This is a genomic window from Plantactinospora sp. CNZ321 (genome assembly GCF_004217235.1).
Genome location: NZ_SHKQ01000001.1, coordinates 2,205,577 through 2,223,318, shown reverse-complemented (window position 1 = coordinate 2,223,318; position 17,742 = coordinate 2,205,577). Strand labels below are relative to the sequence as shown.

Here is a 17,742-nt window from a genome sequence, read left to right as displayed (position 1 = left end):
CCTCACTTCCCGTGCCCCGGATGCGCACCGGCGAGGTCGGCCGGCACCCGGGCTTCGTCCCGAGCCGAGACGGTAAGGAATTGTCCCATCATTCCGGCGTCCTCATGGGCGAGCAGGTGGCAGTGGAACATGTACGGCATCCGTACGTCCGAGTGCGCCAGGAACCGTACGGCGAGCCGGACCCGGCCGCCCGGCGGTACGTACACGGTGTCCTTCTCCCCCACCAGGTACGGTGCCGGCGGCCGGCCGTCGACATCGAGCAGGTGGAACGCCGCGCCGTGCACGTGGAAGTTGTGCGGGATCCCACCGGTGTTGGCGATCTCCCAGGTTTCCACCGAGCCGGCCCGGACGACCCGGTCGATCCGGGTCAGGTCCATCACCCGCCCGTCGAACCGGAAGTCCCCCATCGTCATCCGGTACGGCTCGGCCCGGGTCGGCGCGGGCGACGGCGGCTCGGCCCGGGTCGGCGCGGGCGACGGCGGCGCGGCGGTCAGCCGGGGCGGCAGCGCGGGCGACGGCCGCAGCGCCGGCACCGCGACGATCTTCAGCAGGTCGAAGGTGTCGGCACCGCCGACCATTCGCCGGATCAGCCAATTCCCGCCCATCGGTGCCGGGAATCCGCGCAGCAGTACCTCCTCGCCCGGCCGGAACCGCACAACGATCTCGGCGCGTTCGCCCGGCGAGAGCATCAGCCGGCGCAGCGGCAGCGGCGCGTCCCGCATTCCCGTGTCCGTGGCCACCAGCGAGAATTCGCGGTCGTCGGCGAACCCGACGGCGAAGACCCGGGCGTTGGCGCCGTTGAGCAGCCGGAACCGGACCAGTTCGGCGTCGACCTCCAGGTACGGGTCGTAGCCGCCGTTGACCAGGATCCGGTCGCCGAGCAGGCCGGTGATGGAGAACCCGCCGAACTCCAGACCGGACTCGTCGAGCCTGCCGTCGTCGTGCAGTTTTCGGTCCTGGAGGATCAGCGGGATGTCGTCGACGCCGTACCGGCGGGGCAGGGGCAGCGCGTCGGTTTCGTCGTCGTCGACCAGGAACAGGCCGGCGACACCCCGGTAGACGTGCGCCGCGGTGCGCTGGTGCAGGTGGGGGTGGTACCAGAGGGCCGCGGCCCGCTGCTCGATGGTCCAGTACGGCTGCCAGGTCCGGCCGGGTCCGATCGGCTGGTGCGGACCGCCGTCCATCACCGCCGGCAGCTGCATGCCGTGCCAGTGCACCGAGGTGGTCTCGGGCAGGTTGTTGGTCACGTCGACGGCCACCCGGTCACCCCGCCGGGCCCGAAGCGTCGGTCCGAGGATCGGCCCGTTGGCACCCCAGGTGGCGGTGCTGGTGCCGGGGAGCAGTTCGGTGTGGCCCTCGGCGAGGGTGAGCCGGAACCGTTTGCGTCCGTCGGCGTCGACGGTCGGCGGCAGCAGCGGCGGGATCGGCAGCCGGTTGCGGAACGACAGCGTGCCGACATTGCTCCGTCCGGACTGCGCCCAGAGGTAGCCGCCGAATCCGGCGGCCGGGACGACGAGCAGGCCGGTGCCCGCGCCGAGCCAGCCGAGCACCTTGCGCCGGGTGCTCACCGCCGGCGCCGCGGCCGCAGGCTCCAGGCGACGAGTGCGACGCCGATGACGATCACCCACCAACCGAGCAGCGCCTCGGGCATCGGTACCAGACCGGGATCGTCGAGCCAGACGTGCGGCGGGACGAAGAACCAGCCGAGGTTGAAGGCGAGCCCGGTCAGTGCCACGACCAGCCCGACCCAGCGCAGACGACGTTCAGTCATGCCTCGACGCTAGGTAGCCGACCTGCCCTGGCGCGTCTGCCGATCGGAGTCGAAACCCGTACTCCCCCCGGTGTACGCCCCCGACCCAGCCTCGGGGGCGGGTGCCAGCGGGGCCCCGGTCCGGGGCCCCGCCGAGCCGTCTCCCGCTCGTCCGGAACCGCTGGACGTCAGCCGGTGGGAAGCTGGTCGACCCATGCCTGCCAGGCACGCTCGACCCGGGCCTGGTCCACGTCCGCGTCGAAGAGGTGGTGGCCGAGGACCAGCGCGCTGCCCCGCTCGGTGCCGGAGTGCAGGAACCGGTAGAGCGCGTCGTCGGTGCGTACCCCGAAGTAGGTGGGCAGGCCGGTGATGTCGACGACTCCCTCGACCGGCGGCAGGCCGGCGAGGGTGAGCCGGGCCGGCGCACCCTCGGTGATCGGGCCGGCGATGCCGAACGCCCGGGCCACGGCCGCCCAGACCTGGTCCGGCTCGCCGGCACCGGGCCGGAACGCGGCGACGGGGGTGCCGTGCCGGCCGGGGAAGTGCCGCACGTACGCGGCCAGGGTGGCCAGGTACATGCCCCAGCCGACCTGCATCGCCTCGTACTCCGTCTCCCAGTTGTCGCCGAGCACGCCGCTCTGCACCAGGCGCAGCACGGTGCTGCCCTGGTCACGCCCCTCGATCAGGTATTCGAGCGCCATGAAGGTGCCGTCCGGCCCGGGTTCGGTGCCGTACGCGAACCGTTTTCCGGGCTCCCAGGCGGTCACCGTCGACTCCTCGGTCTGCCCGGCCATGGTGAACGTGTTCCGTCCACCCTCGCGCGGGTCCACCTCGGTGTGCCCCATGAACCAGGAGTCGATGCCGGGGCCGGTGGCGATCGCCGCCCAGACCTGCTCCGGCGTCGCGGCCAGTTCGACTTCCTTGCGCAGTTCGAATTCGTGTCCCACGGTTGAACTCTCCAATTCACTGACGTAATGGACGGGCCGGTCCCACCGGCCCTGCGGGTGGTCGTTACGGCGGTGCGGGGTGTCTGCGCGCCGAGGTGTCTGTGCGGCGAGCGCCGCGGTTGGGGCGGGCGCCGCGGCTAGCTGGTCGCGCCCGTGCTCTCCTGGTCAGGGACGTGCGGGTGCAGCGCGACCACGACGCGATGGGGACGGCCGCCGGGGGCGGACTCGTCGTGGTACCGGCCGACCAGGGCGCTGACCGTCCCTGCCAACTCCTCGGCGAACGCGGCCCGGTCGGCCGCCGAGGCGAATCTCACCTGTGCGTCGATCGCGAACGTCGCGACCCGCTTGTCGGCCCGGTCGGCGCCGGTGATCAGCGCACCCACGTCCTGGACGAGCCGGGCCGCGACCGCCAGCAGCCACCGGGCCGACAGCCGGTCCGGCGGCTGGCTGGGATTGGGTCGCACGGCGGAGAGCGCCACCGGGGAGATCACGTATGACGCCGCGGTGGCCCGCATCACCCGTTCGGTGACGTTGCCCTTGCGGCGCTCCTCGACCAGCTCGATCAACCCGTGCTGTTCGAGTGCCCGGAGATGGTAGTTGACCTTCTGCCGGGCCAGGCCGACCCGGGCGGCGAGCATCGTGGCGGACGCCGGCTCAGCCAACTCGGCCAGCAGCCGGGACCGGATCGGGTCGAGCGAAGCCTCGGCCGCCGCCGAATCCTCGATCACTGCGATGTCGAACATGGGCCAAGCGTGCCACCGACAACTCTTCTTGTCAAGGAAAGCTGAACTGTCGGCAGGTGTCCACAGACGGGACGGCGAAATGCCCGCACCGGCCGTCGCTCCGGGGTCGACGGCAGCGAGCCGACGTTCGGCCGGTCCGCAGTCCCGCCGCCGACCACGCTCCCGCCCGGCAGCCCGATCAACGCGCCACCCCGGTGGGATCACCGCGATCCAGCATCATCCCTCGCCATCGACAGATATCACTCATGCCAGACAATGCAGGCGATCTGTCGGAAGCGAAAGTTTCGGTGCTCGACTCCAAGGGAAGCCCTCGACCCGGCCCCATGTGGTCGAACGCTTCCCACCAGCGATCAGACCGAGATCAGGCGCCTTCGCGAGATGGGCGCCAACTGTCCCCATCCGCACCGACCTCGATATAACCGGAGCATGGGGCGATTGAAGTTTCGGAATCTTTCCGTTAGCCTCCTAAGATCGAGTTCTGTCGATACAACGTAAGGTTGAGCGCGCCCTGCGACACCGTCCGTCGAGCCGGCACCGCAGCGGACGGACGCATCGACGACACACCCACACCATCCCTTCGCGGACCCGAGAGGCAACAGACCATGAGCGACAAGACCGTCCCCGACCCCAGACGTCTGATGGCGAGACCCGGCCCGCGCGCCGCCCTGGTCTCGCTCGCCGTCGGCGTCCTCGCCGCCGGTGCGGCCCTCACCTTCGCCGGCTCCGCCAGCGCCGCGACGACGCTCGGCGCGTCGGCGGCAGAGCGGGGCGGCCGCTACTTCGGCGCGGCCGTGGCGGCGAACAAGCTCAGCGACAGCACCTACACAACGGTGCTGAACCGCGAGTTCAACAGCGTCACCGCCGAGAACGAAATGAAGATCGACGCGACCGAGCCGCAGCAGAACAACTTCACCTTCGGCAACGCCGACCGGATCGTCAACCACGCCCTGAGCCGGGGCTGGAAGGTCCGGGGCCACACCCTGGCCTGGCACTCACAGCAGCCGGAGTGGATGCGGAACATGTCCGGCAGCTCCCTGCGGCAGGCCATGCTCAACCACGTCACCCGGGTGGCCAGCTACTACGCCGGCAAGATCGACTCCTGGGACGTGGTGAACGAGGCGTTCGACGACGGTAACAGCGGTGCCCGCCGCGACTCGAACCTGCAGCGCACCGGCAACGACTGGATCGAGGCCGCGTTCCGGGCCGCCGACGCGGCGGACCCGAACGCGAAGCTCTGCTACAACGACTACAACACCGACAACTGGACCTGGGCCAAGACCCAGGCGGTGTACCGGATGGTGCAGGACTTCAAGCAGCGCGGCGTACCGATCGACTGCGTCGGCTTCCAGTCGCACTTCAACAGCGGCTCGCCGTACAACAGCAACTACCGCACCACGCTCTCCAGCTTCGCCGCGCTCGGCGTCGACGTCCAGATCACCGAGCTGGACATCGAGGGCTCCGGCACCACCCAGGCCAACACCTACCGCAACGTGGTCAACGACTGCCTCGCCGTCTCCCGCTGCAACGGCATCACCGTCTGGGGCGTACGGGACTGCGACTCGTGGCGTAGCGGTGGCACCCCGCTGCTGTTCGACTGCAACGGCAACAAGAAGCCGGCGTACGACGCGACGCTCAGCGCGCTGAACAACGGCGTTACCCCGACCAACCCGCCGACGACCCCGCCGACCAGCAACCCGACGAACCCGCCCACGACCCCGCCCACGACCCCGCCGACGCAGGGGCCGGGCGGCTGTTCCGCGACGGTGTCGCTGAACTCCTGGAACGGTGGCTTCGTGGCAACGGTACGGGTGACCGCCGGCTCCTCGGGTACCAACGGCTGGTCAGTGGGGATGACCCTGCCATCCGGCGCCACCGTCACCAACGCCTGGAATGCGAACCGCAGTGGCAACAGCGGCGCGGTCACATTCACCAACGTGAGTTACAACGGCCGGATAGCCGCCGGCCAGTCGACCGAATTCGGCTTCCAGGGGACCGGCAGCGGCGCGGGGATGGCACCCACCTGTAGCGCCAGCTGACCCACCCACCAGCACACCACCGGTGCGGAGGACCACCACTGTGGTCCTCCGCACCGTCGTCTCCGCCAGCCCACCGCCGAGCCCAGCCCCACCACCGGTCAGAGTCGACGCGGTGGGGTCGCCGCCACCTCCCGACGGTGGTCGGCGACGAACTCGGCCACGATCCGCTGGGCGTAGGCCGACCGGTCCGGGTCGGCGGCCGAGAAGTCCTTCGGTGCGGGCACCCGCATGGCCATCCCCCAGCCCCGGCCTCGCGCCCAGGTGGCGTCGTCGACCGATAGCGCGGCCCGGAACACGGCACGGCTGCGCTCCGGCAGCAGCGTCCAGGCGACCATCAGGTCACAGGCCGGATCACCCACACCCAGGCAACCGAAGTCGATGACGGCACGGAGCCGGCCGTCGACGGCCAGCAGGTTTCCGGACGCGAGATCTCCGTGGATCCAGACGCCCCGACCGTCCCAGGCCGGTACCGCCGCCAGGGCCGCCTCCCAGACCGCTGTCAGGGCGTCGGTGTCGACCAGACCGGTCAGGGCCGCGACCCGGGACCGGACCACGTCGTCCGCCGCTACCGACGGCCGGCTGTCCCCGAGGGGTACGCCCCGATACGCGTTGCTGGCCTCCGGCGCCGGACCGTCGGTCGGGTCGATCCGACGTAGCGCGATGATGAACTCCGCCACGTCCCGTGCCAACCGGTCCGGATCGGCGCCGCCCCCGCGGGGCGGGTTCTCGCCGTCCAGCCAGGGATAGACCGACCAGCGGAACGGATAGCCCTCGGCCGGCTGCCCAAGCGCGAGCGGAACGGGGACGGTCAACGGCAGATGCGGGGCCAGTCGGGGCAGCCAGCGCTGCTCCCGGTCGACCTGCGGAGCCCACCTGGCGAAGCGGGGCAGGCGGACCACCTTGTCGTCGCCGAGCCGGTACATCGCGTTGTCGGTCCCCCAGATCCGGGTCCGACGGATGGGCAGTTCCGCCCACCGCGGAAACTGGGCCGCGAGCAGGCGTCGGACGAGAGCCTCGTCGGTGCGCACGTGGCCGGGCCAGGACTCGACTGTGGACAATCGGATCTCCTTCGGCACCGGCGACGACTGACGGTGGCCGTCGCCACTCGCAGGATAGGCGCCGCCGGATGACCGGCCCAGCTCTTTCCGGCTCCGCGGGAGGCACGGTCTGCTCCGAGGTGCCGACGAGGTGCGTCCGGGGCTCCGCCGGCCGGCATCCGGACGACCGTGACCCGCCGAGCCGGGGACCGGGTGAAATGATCGCAGGATGCCGATCGACCAACACCTTCTGCTGGCGTTCACCCTCACCACGATCGTCGCCATGGTCACGCCCGGGCCGGACATGCTGTTCGTGCTCGGCTGCGGGATGCGCGGCGGCTCCCGCGCCGGCCTGCTCGCCACGGCCGGGGTGGCGACGAGCGAAGCCGTCCACGTGGCCGTGGCGGCGGCGGGACTGGCCGCCCTCTTCGCGGCGGCGCCGACCGCGTTCGCGGTGGTCCGGATCGTCGGCGCCGTCTACCTGGTCTATCTCGGTGTGCAGCTGATCCGGCGCCGCCGGGACAACCGGGCCGAGCTGTCGACCGAGGCCGGTGGGATGTCGGGCCGGAAGGCGTACCTGAGCGGGCTGCTGACGAACCTGCTCAACCCGAAGATGGTCACCTTCACGATCGCGTTCCTGCCACAGTTCATCAACCCGGGGCTCGGGCAGGTCTGGCTTCAGTTCGCCATCCTCGGCGCCATCCTGATCGGGCTGGAGTTCCTGGTCGACGGTGCCGTCGGAGTGTTCGCCGGGCGGATCGGCGGCTGGCTACGCCGACGGGCCGCCGCACGGCGCCGGATCGACGCGGCGACCGGTGGCATCTTCATCGGCCTCGGGGTGCGCCTCGCTGTCGAGCGGTGAACCTCGGCGTCGAGCGGTGAAGATGATTCTCCAGCATCTGCTCCGGTGGCTTCGGGTTTCCCGGCTCTCCCCCGGGGTAGCAGCGATGCTGCGTACACCTCGGCGGCGTCTCGCCGGCAGGGAAGGGAGCCAGGGTGATCCATCCACACCGGCGGCACGGAACCTCGGCGGCGGCGACCCGGGGCGCCACCCGGGGCGTGCTCGCCGCGATGGCGATGTCCGGCTTCCGACAGGTGACCAACGGCCTCGGGCTGGTCCGGCGTACCCCGCCGGAGGATGTGCTGCGGCAGACCGCACCCGGCCTGTTCCGCCGGGTACCGATGGACCGCAGGCAGGCCGTGATCGAGCTGGTCCACTGGGCGTACGGTGCCGGCGGCGGGATGCTCTTCGGTCTGCTGCCCCGGTCGCTGCGCCGGCGGGGCTGGACCGGCCCGGCGTACGGCTTCGCCTTCTGGGCGGTCTTCGAGGCGGGCATCGCGCCGCTGCTCGGCATCGCCGAGCGCCCGCAGCACGATGCCCGGGAACGGGTGGCGCTCCTCGCCGACCACCTGCTGTACGGCGTCGTGGTGGCCGTCTCACCCTGGCCGCACGCCGACTGACGGGGATCCACCCCGCCCCCGATTCAACTCCGCGCGCCGCGCCGCGCGCGGCGGCGCCGCCGGACCAGCCACCCGGCCGCCAGGCAGAGCACCACCAGCGCGGCGAGGCCGGCGCCGGCCTCGCCCAGGTGGTTCTCGAGCCGCCGCCAGGAGGCGCCGGCCAGATAGCCGACCATCACCACGGTGGTCGCCCAGGCCGCGCCACCGAGGGCGTTGTAGAGCAGGAACCGGCGGTACGGCATCCGGTTCATCCCGGCCAGCGCCGGCACCAGGGTACGGAGTACCCCGACCCACCGCCCCAGCAGCACCGCCAACGGTCCGTGCCGGGCGACGAACCCCTCGGCCCGGTTCCAGCGTTCCTCGCCGACCCAGCGTCCGGGACGGCTGCGCCGCAGCGGCGGTCCGCTCCAGCGACCGATCTCGTATCCGACGCTGTCCCCGGCGATGGCGGCGACGGTGGAGACCACGACCATCGCCGACAGGCTCACCCGGCCGGTGGCGGCGAGCGCTCCACCCAGCAGCAGCGCGGTTTCCCCGGGCAGGAACAGCCCGACGAAGGCGGCGGACTCGCCGAAGGCGAGCGCGCCGACCACCAGCAGCGCAGCCCAGCCGGAGAGTGCGGTGAGGATGTCGATGACGCGGTCCACCCGGGCCGCCTGTCAACCGGCACCGGCAGCCGACCGGGCGGCGGAGCCACCCGGGTGGCTGCCCGGCAGACAGCCGAGGACGCCGCACCGCACCGCACCACCGGGCCGGCGAGCGGGCGTTCCGGCCGAGGCGAACCCCACCCGGCCATCGTGCCCGAGCGGATGAACCGAAACGCCAGAAATGCCGTTACTGGTGCCGGGACTGGCCGGCCGCCCCGTCCCGGTGTCCGGTGGCCCGGAGCACCGCGCGGGCGAACCGGCTGACCTGTAGTGCGGCGAGTTCCGCGGGGTCGAACCAGCCGACCTCGCCGACCTCGTCGCCGTCTGGACGCGGGATGCCGGCGACGATCTCGGCCCGGTAGACCGCGGTGACGTACGCGGCCCGGTCACCGTGCGGATAGGTCACCTCGAACTCCGGCCCGCCCAGTACGTCGAGCAGCCGGGTCAGCCGCACCTCGACACCGATCTCCTCCCGGGCCTCCCGTACGGCGGCCTCGGCCGGGGACTCGCCGGGCTCGACGGCACCGCCCACCAGGCCCCACCCGTCGGTGTGCCCCCGGTGGCGTACCAGCAACAGGCGGCCGACCGGGTCGACGGGCAGCACCGAGGCGCTGGGCAGGAGTAGCAGTTCGGCGGGCCCGACGGCGGCACGCAGCCGGGCGACGTGCGGCGGGATCGGCATGTACGCCACGGTAGGCGGAGCGGCGTGTCAGCCGCCCCCATTGCCCGGGTTGGACGGCCTGACGGCGACCGGGAGCGCGGACCTGCGACGAAACGGACTTTCCGGGGCTTTCCCGGCGATAGGCTCGGCGGCGTGCGCCCCACCATCCAGGAGGATCCCCGGCTGCGGCCGGTGGCCGCCGCCGACCGGGTCTGGACCGGCGTGACCACCACCGGCGACGGACGGGTCTTCGTCAGCTTCCCGTCGGCGGACGGCCCCGGGATCCAGGTCGGGGAGGTGGTCTCGGACGGCCGGGTCGTGCCCTATCCCGACGCGGCCTGGAACGAGGTGCGCGACGTCCTCGATCCGGAGGGCACCTTCGTGCACGTGAACGGGGTGCGGATCGGGCCGGACGGCAACCTCTGGATCGTCGACTCGGGCAGCCCCGGGATTGGCCTGCCGGTCGTACCCGGAGGTCCCCGGCTGATCGTCGTGGAGCCGGACTCCGGCACGGTGGTCCGCAGCTACGACCTCGGCCCGGCGCTGCGGCCGAACAGCTACGTCGACGACGTCCGGTTCAACGGTCGGATGGGTTACCTGACCGACGCCGGCGCGCCCGGGCTGATCGTGCTGGACCTGGCGACCGGAGGGTGCCGCCGGGTGCTCGACGGGCATGCCAGCACCGTCGCCCACCGGCCGCTGCGGGCCGACGGGGCGATGCTGCGCGACGTGCACGGCCGGGAGCTGCGGATCCACGCCGACCAGTTGGAGGTCTCGCCGGATGGCCGGTACCTCTACTACCAGCCGGCCTCCGGGCCCCTGCACCGGATCGAGACACGCTGCCTCGACGATCCGGAGATTCCACCGGAGATCGTCGCCCGGCAGGTCGAGCCGTGGGTGGACACCCCGACCACCGGCGGTACCGCGATCGACGCGGCCGGCGTGATCTACCTGAGTGACGTGGATCGGCGGCGCATCCTGGCCATCGGGCTCGACCGCCGGATCGAGACCCTGGTCGCGGACCCCCGGCTGGTCTGGGGTGACGCGCTCTGGCTCGACGGCACCGGCCAGCTCTGGATCCCGGCGGCCCAGCTCAACCGCACTCCTGGGCTGGCCGGCGGCGCCTCCGACGTCGACTATCCGGTGTGGATCTACCGGATGCCGGTCAACGCGGTGCCACCCGCCAACGATCACGCCTGACACCGACCCCGAGACACGGCGGGCCCGGCCCGGGTGGGCGACGATACGACGGGCCCTGACTGGCCGGTAGGGCGGGCCCTGATCCCCGGTCGGGCTGGAGGTGGCCCCGGAAGGGGGCGCGCAGACTCCCGGCCGGGCGTGTGTTGACCTCCGGAACGGGTCGCGCTGACCCCCGTACGGCTGTCACACTGACCCCCGACCGGCCGTCACGTGGCCTCCGTTCGATGGTCAGGTCACGTGACGGCCGGTCCGGCTGCCCGCAGGTGGGAGACGGCCGGTCACCAAGAGCAATCTGGGACAAATTAGCCGTTATGCCTCTGCTATTCTTCGGCTTCGATGCGTAGGGGCGCGGTCCGGTGTGGACGTGCTGCCGCGCGGCGGCGGAGCGACGGGAGGGCCGGGCACCCCATGTCTGTCTCCGCCGCGAATGCCTCCGTCCCGGTCGGCTCTCCCGGACCGGTCGATCCGGCACCGACCGGCGCCGAGATGCCGGCCGCCAGTGCGCTCGGCTGGGTCTACACGATCTTTCCGGCCCTGCTCCGGCTCACCTGCGGGATCGCCTGCGCGGTGCCAGCGCTCGCGGTGCGCACCCCGCCGGTCTCCACCCCGCTGCTCGTCGGCGTGGTGGGTCTGCTGACCGCCTGGTCGGTGCTCTTCGCGGCAATGGTGGTCCGGTGGCGCCGGCCGGCGCCCGCGATGGCCGTCGACATCCTGCTCACCGTCGGCACCTGTCTGCTGGTCCGGGACGTGGTCGCCGCCGAGGTACTGCCCGGCGAGGTGAGCTGGGTGGCGATCCAGTCCAGCACCTCGGTGATCGTCGCCCAGTTCATCCTGCCGACCGCCCGCTCGGTCCCGGCCGGGCTGCTGGTGGCCGTCGCGTACGGGATCGGCGTGCACCTGGCCGGCAACGACACCGAGGCGGTCGGGCACGCGATCACCCTTACCGTGCAGACCGGCTGCGCGGCCGCCCTGGCCGGGGTGGCCCGGCGCAGCAGCCGGCTCGCCGACGCCGCCTTCGCCGCGTACCAGCAGACCGCCCTGGCCGCCCTGACCGCGCGGGCCGCCCGCGCCGCCGAGCGGCAGCAGAACCGCGACCTGCACGACACCGTGCTCTCCACCCTCACCGTGGTCGGCCTCGGCGCGGTTCCCGCACGGTCGCCGATGTTGCGCGAGCGGGCCGCCGCCGACCTGCGCACCCTGGCCGGCCTGGCCGGCAACCAGCCGGTGGTCGCCCCCGAGCCGGCGGCGGAAGTCCGACTGATCGCCCTCGACGAGCGGCTGCGTGCGCTGCTCGGCCGGCTGCCCGAGCTACGGGCCAGCGCTGCGCTGGAGCCGTGCGAGGTGCCGGCTCCGGTCGCCGAGGCGGTCACCCACAGCACCGGCGAAGCACTGTCCAATGTGCTTCGACACGCCCCCGGGGCCAGCGCCTCGGTGCGGCTGTGCCACAGCGGCGGCACCGTCGCGGTCGAGGTGGTCGACGACGGGCCCGGCTTCGACCCGGAGGCGGTCCCCCGACACCGGTACGGCCTGCGGGAATCCGTGCACGGCCGGATGGCGACGGTCGGCGGCCGGGCCGAGGTCTCGTCCGCGCCCGGTCGGGGCACCCGGATCCGGCTGGAGTGGTCGGATGCCCACTGACCTGGCCGGCGGCGCCGCAGGCGCGGTCACCGCCACCGTCGAACGAGGTCCCCGGATCGCGGCCGTGCTGATCGCCTTCGGCTGGCACCTCGCCATCAACCTGCCGGCGATACTCGGCGCCTGGCAGCAGCTGCGGCTGCCCTGGGTCGTCGGTGCCGGCTGGCTGGTCTTCGGGGCGGTCGGCGCGGTCGCCGCGGTCAACCTGCTGCGCGGCGCGCCCTCGCCGACCTGGCCACTGGTCGGGGTGCTGCTCCTGGTCGACGTGGTGGTCTTCGCCTGCGTACCACCCTCGCTGGTCTTCGGCGCCGTCAACTTCGGCTGGTCGACCCTCGGCTGGTTCGTCGTGCTCCTGCTCTGGGGACGTCGGATTCCGGCCCTGGTCGCGGTGCTGGCGGTCGGCGCGGCGATAGCCCTGGTCGGGGTACTCACACTGCGCGGTACCGAAGCGGCGGACCTGAGCCGGTACGCGATGGCTGTCTACGGCAACGCGACACTGCCCATCGCGATGATGATCGCGATCAACCTGCTCGGCACGCTCGCCGGGACCACCGCCCAGGCGGCGGCGGCCCGGACGGCGATCGAGACCGAGCGGGCCACCGCCGGCCGGACGCACCAGACCCGCCGGGACCGGCTCGCCGCGCTGGACCGGACCGCCGGGGCCATCCTGACCGAACTCGCGCAGGGACGGGCCGATCCGGCCGATCCGGCGGTACAGCGCCGCTGCGCCCTGGAGGCGTCCCGGCTGCGCCGGCTGATCGCCGAGTCGGACGACGTGCCGGATCCGCTGCTGCACGAACTGCGCGCCTGCGTCGACGTGGTGGAGCGCAACGGCCTGCCGGTCGACTTCGTGGCCGTCGGCGCGTTGCCACCGCTGCCGGTGGAGATCCGCCGGCGGCTCGCCGAACCGCTGACCACGACGTTGGCCGCCGCGACCCGGTGGGCCCGGCTGACCGTGGTCGGCCAGCCCGACGAGGTCGTGGTGAGCCTGACCACACCCGGCACGTCGGTGATCACGTCCGAGCCGGTCGGCGCCGGTGACACCATCGGAGGTTCCGGCGACGACCTCTCCGGCGCGGACGGCAAGGTCGAGTACATCCACGAGGAGAACGAGGAACTGGTATGGGTGCAGACCCGGTGGCGGGCGGCGTGACCCCGAAGGGATCGCGGATCCCGGTCGCGATCGTCGACGACCACCCGGTGGTCATCGAGGGGATCCGCTCGTGGCTGGCCACCGAGCCACGGCTGGTGGTGGTGGCGACCGGCGAGGACCCGGACCGGGTACTCGCCCCGGAGCAGCCGCCGGCCGACGTGATCCTGCTCGACCTGCGGCTGCGCGGCCGGATGGTGATCGACAAGGTGGCCGAGCTGAGCGGCGCCGGCCGACGGGTGGTGGTCTACTCCGAGCACAGCGACCCCGACACCATCCTGGCCGTCCTGGACGCCGGGGCCGTCGCCTTCCTGGCCAAACAGGAGGGACGCGAGCACTGCGTCGAGACCGTCCTGGCGGCGGCGAGTGACCGCCCGTACGTGCCACCGGCGCTGGCCGGTGCGATCGTCGGCGACCGGCGCACCGGGCGGCCCGTGCTGTCGGACAAGGAACGCGAGGCGCTGCTGCTCTGGTTCCAGTCGATGTCGAAGGCATCGGTGGCGCGTCGGATGAAGATCAGCGAGCACACGGTCAAGCAGTACGTGGACCGGGCCCGGATCAAGTACGCCCGGGCTGGCCGGCCCGCCGCGACCAAGGCCGCACTGCTGGCCCGGGCCATCGAGGACGGCCTCGTCCGGGCCGACGAGATCGGCAACTAGTCGACCGGGTCACCCCTCGCCGCGCGCCCGCTCCCGCACGGTCGCCCCGCCGGCCCCTGTCCCATGACTTGCCGGCGCCGCACGGCCATAGATCCAGCGTGCGTCACCCAACGGCCGTGCCCGGGTCAGCCGAGCGTCCGACCCCCCAACAACCGTCGTGACAGCGGATCGGAAGTCCGCCAGCCTTAGAGGTACGACGTCCCGTACCCGGGAGGCCCTCCCCAATGACCGAGAACGCGTCCCCGTTCTTCATCCGGCCACATCGTTTCGACGATCCGAACCAGGACGACACCTACTTCCCCCGGCTCGACTGGCACCGTCGGCTGGTGCTGGACACCGACGAGCGGGTGTTGTGGCGTGACCGGGTCGACGTCGCCGGATACCTGCTCGCGCCCAGCGCCGGCCCGGACGAGCTGGCCTGGTCGCTGCCCCGGCCCGCCGAGGTCCTGGTCACCGACCGGCGGCTCGCGTACGTCTGCGTGGACTGCCACATCGGACCGGCGCCGGGGATTCCGGCGGATCCACGGCACCGGCGCCGGATCGGGCCGGTCGGCAGCCGGGTGGTGACCGGGCAGATCCGCTGGCAGTGGCCGGCCGGGTTGCGCATCCTCTCCCCCGGCACCGGCCCGGACATCGGTCCGGGTACGTCGGGTTCGGCCACCGCCGGATCGGCGGCCACCGAGGAGCGCCTGCTCGTGGTCTGCGACGCGGTACGCGCCACCGGGCGGCCGGCGCTCGCCCTCTCCGGCGGCCCGCTCGACTCGCCGCAGAGCGTACGCCGGCTGGCCACCGTGATCCGGCGAGCGGTGGCCGGGTTCCGGCTCGCCAATCCGGCCATGGTGGAGCTGGCCCCGCCGGAGTGGGACGCGCTGCTCACCCGCGCCGGGCTGGCACTGCACGCCGACGCCCTGGCCGATCCCCGGCGCGGCGTCGACCTGCCCGGATCGCTCCCGGTCGAGTTCGCGCACCGGGACGACTACTACCGTCGCTCGCTGCGCCGCCGCAACGCGCCGACCGCCAGTCGGAGTTCCGCCGCGCCGACCGGCAACTCGTCGACCCCGGGCGCGGGCTCGCCGACACCCGGCCGGAACCTGCCGCCGTCGGCCCGGAACCCGTCGGGCCGGATGCCGGTCGTCTCACCTGGCCGCTGGCCGGAGCGGCAGCCGGGCTCCGCCTCCTGACCGCGCCGCCTCCGACTACTCCGACCGCCGAACCGCGCCGCTTCGGCAGGCCGGGCGGCGCCGCTCACCGCCCAGGCCGCCTCGCCTCGGCACCCGAGCCGCCTCGACCCCCGGCACCCGCCGCCTCGACCCTGCCCGGCCGTCTCTCCAGGGGAGGCGAGGCGGGTGTCCAGCGTCGTCGGAACCGAACAGTTCGCCCCACAGCGGTAGGTGTCGCCCGGGCATCCGGCGGGTATCCGGGACGCCGAGGGTCGACTGGGAGGCGGACATGGGCAACGCGGCCGGTCGGTCGAACGGGTACGGTGGGCGCCCCGGCCAACTCCTGGACCGTCTCCCCTGGTTGGTGCGCTGGACGGTGCTGGCCAGCGCCTGCCTGCTCGTCATCACCGCCGGGGCGTACGTCCTGGCACGGATCGCCACCCGGCTGGCACCGCTGAGCATCGCACTCGCGGCCACCCTGTTCCTGGCCGCGCTGCTCGATCCGGTGGCCAGCCGACTGCGTCGGCACCGCTTCCCATCCGCGCTCGCCGCGCTGACCTCGGTACTGCTGTTGTTGGGGCTGCTCGGCGGCGCCGTACTGCTGATCTGGCGGTTGACCGCCGACCAGTTCTCCGATCTGATCAAGCAGCTCGACCAGGGGCTGGAGCGGACCCGGGACTTCCTCACCGGCGCGTTGCCGATCAGCGAGCAGCAGGTCGACAAGTGGACCCAGCAGGCGGTCTCCGGGGTGCAGAGGTCGGCACCGGACCCGGTCAGCGGTGTGGCCACCGTGGCGGAGGCTATCGGCGGCCTGCTGTTGGTCCTGGTGCTGTTGTTCTTCCTGTTGAAGGACGGCCGCTCGATGTGGCGGTGGGTGCTGGACCGGGTCGCGCAGGGGTCCCGGGCCCGGACGGCGGCGGCCGGTCGGGCCGGCTGGCACACGCTGGGCGCGTACACCCGGGGCACGATGATGATCGCCGCGATCGACGCGATCGGCATCGGGATCGCGCTGGTGGTCCTCCGCGTCCCGCTGGCGCTGCCGCTGGCGGTGATCACGTTCCTCGGCGGCTTCGTGCCGATCATCGGCGCGACCGTGGCCGGCGGGGTCGCGGTACTCGTCGCGCTGGCCGCGAAGGGACCGACCACCGCGCTGCTGGTGCTGGCGGCGGTGATCGCCGTGCAGCAGACCGAGGGGAACCTGCTCGAACCGCTGATCATGAAGCGGCAGGTCCGGCTGCACCCGGTGGTGGTGCTGCTGGTGGTCGCCGCCGGTACGCTGCTCGGCGGCATCGTGGGCGCCTTCGTCGCGGTGCCGATCGCCGCGGTGCTCTACAGCGTGGTCAACTCGGTGGCGGCGGACCGGCACGCCCGGACCAACGACGACAACCGGACCAACGACGACGACCGGACCGACAACGACGACGACCGGACCGACAACGACGACGGCGACCGGGCTGGCAAGGACGGCGCGGGGGCAGCCGGACCGGCGGGCGAGCCAGCGGGTGAGGCGAGCCCGGCGCCCGGCGACACCGGCCGGAGCAGCCCGGAGAGCTGAGCCGGCGGCTACGGTGCGCCGAGCCGGCTGTGCAGTTCGGCGCCGTCCAGGTCGGCGAGATAGATCGGGGTACCGGGCTGGTGCCGGCGCCCCTCGGCCAGCCGGCCGGCGTCCACCGGCTCGTACCCGATCTGCTCGATCAGGTCGGCGACCTGCCGTTTCGCGCTGACGTCGTCCCCGGAGACCGGAATGCCGTAACGGCGCTGCGCCGAGGACTGCCGGCCGTACTCGCGCAGGTGGTCCCAGCGCATCGTGTTGAACGCCTTCACCACGTGCGCCTTCGACAGGTACCGCTGGAGCAGCTCGCTGGAGGTGGTCCGGTTCTGGTCGAGCTGCGGATTGTGGCCGTCGCGCTCCGGGTAGTAGTTCCCGGTGTCGATCACCGTCTTGCCCGCCATCGGCTCGGCGGGCAGTTCGGCGTACCGGCCGACGGGTACCGAGACCACCACCAGGTCACCGAACCGGGCCGCTTCCGCCACGGTTGCCGGATGCACCCGCTCGCCCAGTTCGTCCGCGAGTTCACTGAGCGTGTCCGGGCCCCGGGAGTTGGACACCGCAAGCTCGTGGCCCGCCTTGTTGAACAATCGGGCCAGGGTCTCACCGACGTGCCCGGTGCCGACGATGCCGATCCGCACGGTCCTCCCCTTTCCACCGCCTTGGCCGGGGCTACCCGGCGGGTCGGCCGGCAAACGCCCGCCTCTACGCCCCGGGCCCCCGCCCCGTCCTGCCTCCGCATGACGTCCTCCGCCCGCCGACACCACCGCCCCGACCTGCCGCCGCACGCTGACGGGCGGGGCGGCGAAGCGCGGGCATAGGCTGGCCACGTCCCGGAAGGGAGGTGACAGGGTGCGGACCGAGCCGAGGTCGGAGTTGGTCGGGCGGCGTCCCGCGCCGGCACTGATCAGACGGCCGAGCCGGTACGTGGAAACAGGCAACGTCCCGGACTCGTATCGCCGACGCGCGGTCGCGTACGAGACGCCGGTGGCGGCTGCCCATCCCTCAGGTTCACGATCCCGACCATAGCTTCGCTGTTGAACGCTACTGACGACCGATATGCCAACAGCTGTCACCCCTCCTGACCCGGTGGGGAGGGCCGGGAGC

The 17,742-nt window shown here is 72.6% G+C and carries 17 protein-coding genes; 9 read left to right on the top strand and 8 right to left on the bottom strand.

What is annotated here, in order from left to right; genetic code table 11:
• Positions 1 to 2: 2 nt before the first annotated feature.
• The 4 genes from EV371_RS09890 to EV371_RS09875 all read right to left on the bottom strand — a co-directional run bounded on the left by EV371_RS09890 (position 3) and on the right by EV371_RS09875 (position 3,440).
• Positions 3 to 1,568: a multicopper oxidase domain-containing protein gene (locus tag EV371_RS09890; RefSeq protein ID WP_207230449.1), complete on the bottom strand. Its 1,566-nt coding sequence runs from the start codon at positions 1,566 to 1,568 to the stop codon at positions 3 to 5.
• Positions 1,565 to 1,771, bottom strand: a complete 207-nt coding sequence (locus tag EV371_RS09885) for a hypothetical protein (RefSeq protein WP_130461791.1) — start codon at positions 1,769 to 1,771, stop codon at positions 1,565 to 1,567. The genes EV371_RS09890 and EV371_RS09885 overlap by 4 nt, the downstream gene beginning before the upstream one ends.
• A 167-nt stretch (positions 1,772 to 1,938) precedes the next feature.
• Positions 1,939 to 2,697 (bottom strand): SRPBCC family protein, encoded by a 759-nt coding sequence (locus EV371_RS09880; RefSeq protein ID WP_130461790.1) that lies wholly within the window; start codon positions 2,695 to 2,697, stop codon positions 1,939 to 1,941.
• A gap of 137 nt (positions 2,698 to 2,834) precedes the next feature.
• Positions 2,835 to 3,440: a winged helix-turn-helix domain-containing protein gene (locus EV371_RS09875; protein ID WP_207230448.1), complete on the bottom strand. Its 606-nt coding sequence runs from the start codon at positions 3,438 to 3,440 to the stop codon at positions 2,835 to 2,837.
• A 602-nt stretch (positions 3,441 to 4,042) separates the two neighbouring features.
• Here EV371_RS09875 and EV371_RS09870 point away from each other — a divergent pair.
• Positions 4,043 to 5,476, top strand: coding sequence for a glycoside hydrolase family 10 protein (locus EV371_RS09870; protein WP_486484553.1), 1,434 nt, complete (start codon positions 4,043 to 4,045; stop codon positions 5,474 to 5,476).
• Between the two features lie 98 nt (positions 5,477 to 5,574).
• Here EV371_RS09870 and EV371_RS09865 read toward each other — a convergent pair whose 3' ends face one another.
• The gene (locus tag EV371_RS09865) at positions 5,575 to 6,534 is read right to left on the bottom strand and encodes an aminoglycoside phosphotransferase family protein (protein ID WP_349338331.1); all 960 of its coding nucleotides are present in this window, start codon (positions 6,532 to 6,534) and stop codon (positions 5,575 to 5,577) included.
• Positions 6,535 to 6,742: 208 nt separating this feature from the next.
• On the opposite strand from EV371_RS09865, the gene EV371_RS09860 reads away from it, so the two are divergent.
• Positions 6,743 to 7,375, top strand: a complete 633-nt coding sequence (locus tag EV371_RS09860; RefSeq protein WP_130461788.1) for a LysE family transporter — start codon at positions 6,743 to 6,745, stop codon at positions 7,373 to 7,375.
• A gap of 134 nt (positions 7,376 to 7,509) precedes the next feature.
• Entirely contained in the window at positions 7,510 to 7,974 is a 465-nt protein-coding gene (locus EV371_RS09855; RefSeq protein ID WP_130461787.1) for a hypothetical protein, read from the top strand.
• Positions 7,975 to 7,997: 23 nt separating this feature from the next.
• On the opposite strand, the gene EV371_RS09850 is transcribed toward EV371_RS09855, so the two are convergent.
• Together EV371_RS09850 and EV371_RS09845 are read right to left on the bottom strand one after the other, a co-directional pair.
• Positions 7,998 to 8,621 carry a VTT domain-containing protein gene (locus EV371_RS09850; RefSeq protein ID WP_130461786.1) on the bottom strand — a complete coding sequence of 208 codons (624 nt, stop codon included), beginning with the start codon at positions 8,619 to 8,621 and terminating at the stop codon, positions 7,998 to 8,000.
• Between the two features lie 187 nt (positions 8,622 to 8,808).
• Positions 8,809 to 9,303 carry an NUDIX domain-containing protein gene (locus EV371_RS09845; RefSeq protein WP_130461785.1) on the bottom strand — a complete coding sequence of 165 codons (495 nt, stop codon included), beginning with the start codon at positions 9,301 to 9,303 and terminating at the stop codon, positions 8,809 to 8,811.
• A 132-nt stretch (positions 9,304 to 9,435) separates the two neighbouring features.
• Here EV371_RS09845 and EV371_RS09840 point away from each other — a divergent pair, with 132 nt between their 5' ends.
• The 6 genes from EV371_RS09840 (at position 9,436) to EV371_RS09815 (ending at position 16,641) form a co-directional block, all read left to right on the top strand.
• Positions 9,436 to 10,482 carry an L-dopachrome tautomerase-related protein gene (locus tag EV371_RS09840; protein WP_130461784.1) on the top strand — a complete coding sequence of 349 codons (1,047 nt, stop codon included), beginning with the start codon at positions 9,436 to 9,438 and terminating at the stop codon, positions 10,480 to 10,482.
• A 486-nt stretch (positions 10,483 to 10,968) separates the two neighbouring features.
• Positions 10,969 to 12,120, top strand: a complete 1,152-nt coding sequence (locus EV371_RS09835) for an ATP-binding protein (protein ID WP_130461783.1) — start codon at positions 10,969 to 10,971, stop codon at positions 12,118 to 12,120.
• Entirely contained in the window at positions 12,110 to 13,270 is a 1,161-nt protein-coding gene (locus EV371_RS09830; protein WP_130461782.1) for a hypothetical protein, read from the top strand. Before EV371_RS09835 ends, EV371_RS09830 begins: the two co-directional genes overlap by 11 nt.
• Entirely contained in the window at positions 13,240 to 13,926 is a 687-nt protein-coding gene (locus EV371_RS09825; RefSeq protein ID WP_130461781.1) for a response regulator transcription factor, read from the top strand. Before EV371_RS09830 ends, EV371_RS09825 begins: the two co-directional genes overlap by 31 nt.
• A 224-nt stretch (positions 13,927 to 14,150) precedes the next feature.
• The gene (locus EV371_RS09820) at positions 14,151 to 15,107 is read left to right on the top strand and encodes a hypothetical protein (protein WP_349338328.1); all 957 of its coding nucleotides are present in this window, start codon (positions 14,151 to 14,153) and stop codon (positions 15,105 to 15,107) included.
• 268 nt (positions 15,108 to 15,375) lie between these two features.
• Positions 15,376 to 16,641: an AI-2E family transporter gene (locus EV371_RS09815; RefSeq protein WP_207230447.1), complete on the top strand. Its 1,266-nt coding sequence runs from the start codon at positions 15,376 to 15,378 to the stop codon at positions 16,639 to 16,641.
• 8 nt (positions 16,642 to 16,649) lie between these two features.
• Here EV371_RS09815 and EV371_RS09810 read toward each other — a convergent pair whose 3' ends face one another.
• Positions 16,650 to 17,276, bottom strand: coding sequence for an NADPH-dependent F420 reductase (locus EV371_RS09810; RefSeq protein ID WP_130461780.1), 627 nt, complete (start codon positions 17,274 to 17,276; stop codon positions 16,650 to 16,652).
• Positions 17,277 to 17,742: the final 466 nt, after the last annotated feature.

Coding starts and splice junctions, on each gene's coding strand:
- EV371_RS09885 (WP_130461791.1), bottom strand. CDS start 1,771: ATGACTGAACGTCGTCTGCGCTGGGTCGGGCTGGTCGTGGCACTGACC.
- EV371_RS09875 (WP_207230448.1), bottom strand. CDS start 3,440: ATGTTCGACATCGCAGTGATCGAGGATTCGGCGGCGGCCGAGGCTTCG.
- EV371_RS09870 (WP_486484553.1), top strand. CDS start 4,043: ATGAGCGACAAGACCGTCCCCGACCCCAGACGTCTGATGGCGAGACCC.
- EV371_RS09860 (WP_130461788.1), top strand. CDS start 6,743: ATGCCGATCGACCAACACCTTCTGCTGGCGTTCACCCTCACCACGATC.
- EV371_RS09845 (WP_130461785.1), bottom strand. CDS start 9,303: ATGCCGATCCCGCCGCACGTCGCCCGGCTGCGTGCCGCCGTCGGGCCC.
- EV371_RS09835 (WP_130461783.1), top strand. CDS start 10,969: ATGCCGGCCGCCAGTGCGCTCGGCTGGGTCTACACGATCTTTCCGGCC.
- EV371_RS09830 (WP_130461782.1), top strand. CDS start 12,110: ATGCCCACTGACCTGGCCGGCGGCGCCGCAGGCGCGGTCACCGCCACC.
- EV371_RS09825 (WP_130461781.1), top strand. CDS start 13,240: ATGGGTGCAGACCCGGTGGCGGGCGGCGTGACCCCGAAGGGATCGCGG.
- EV371_RS09820 (WP_349338328.1), top strand. CDS start 14,151: ATGACCGAGAACGCGTCCCCGTTCTTCATCCGGCCACATCGTTTCGAC.
- EV371_RS09815 (WP_207230447.1), top strand. CDS start 15,376: ATGGGCAACGCGGCCGGTCGGTCGAACGGGTACGGTGGGCGCCCCGGC.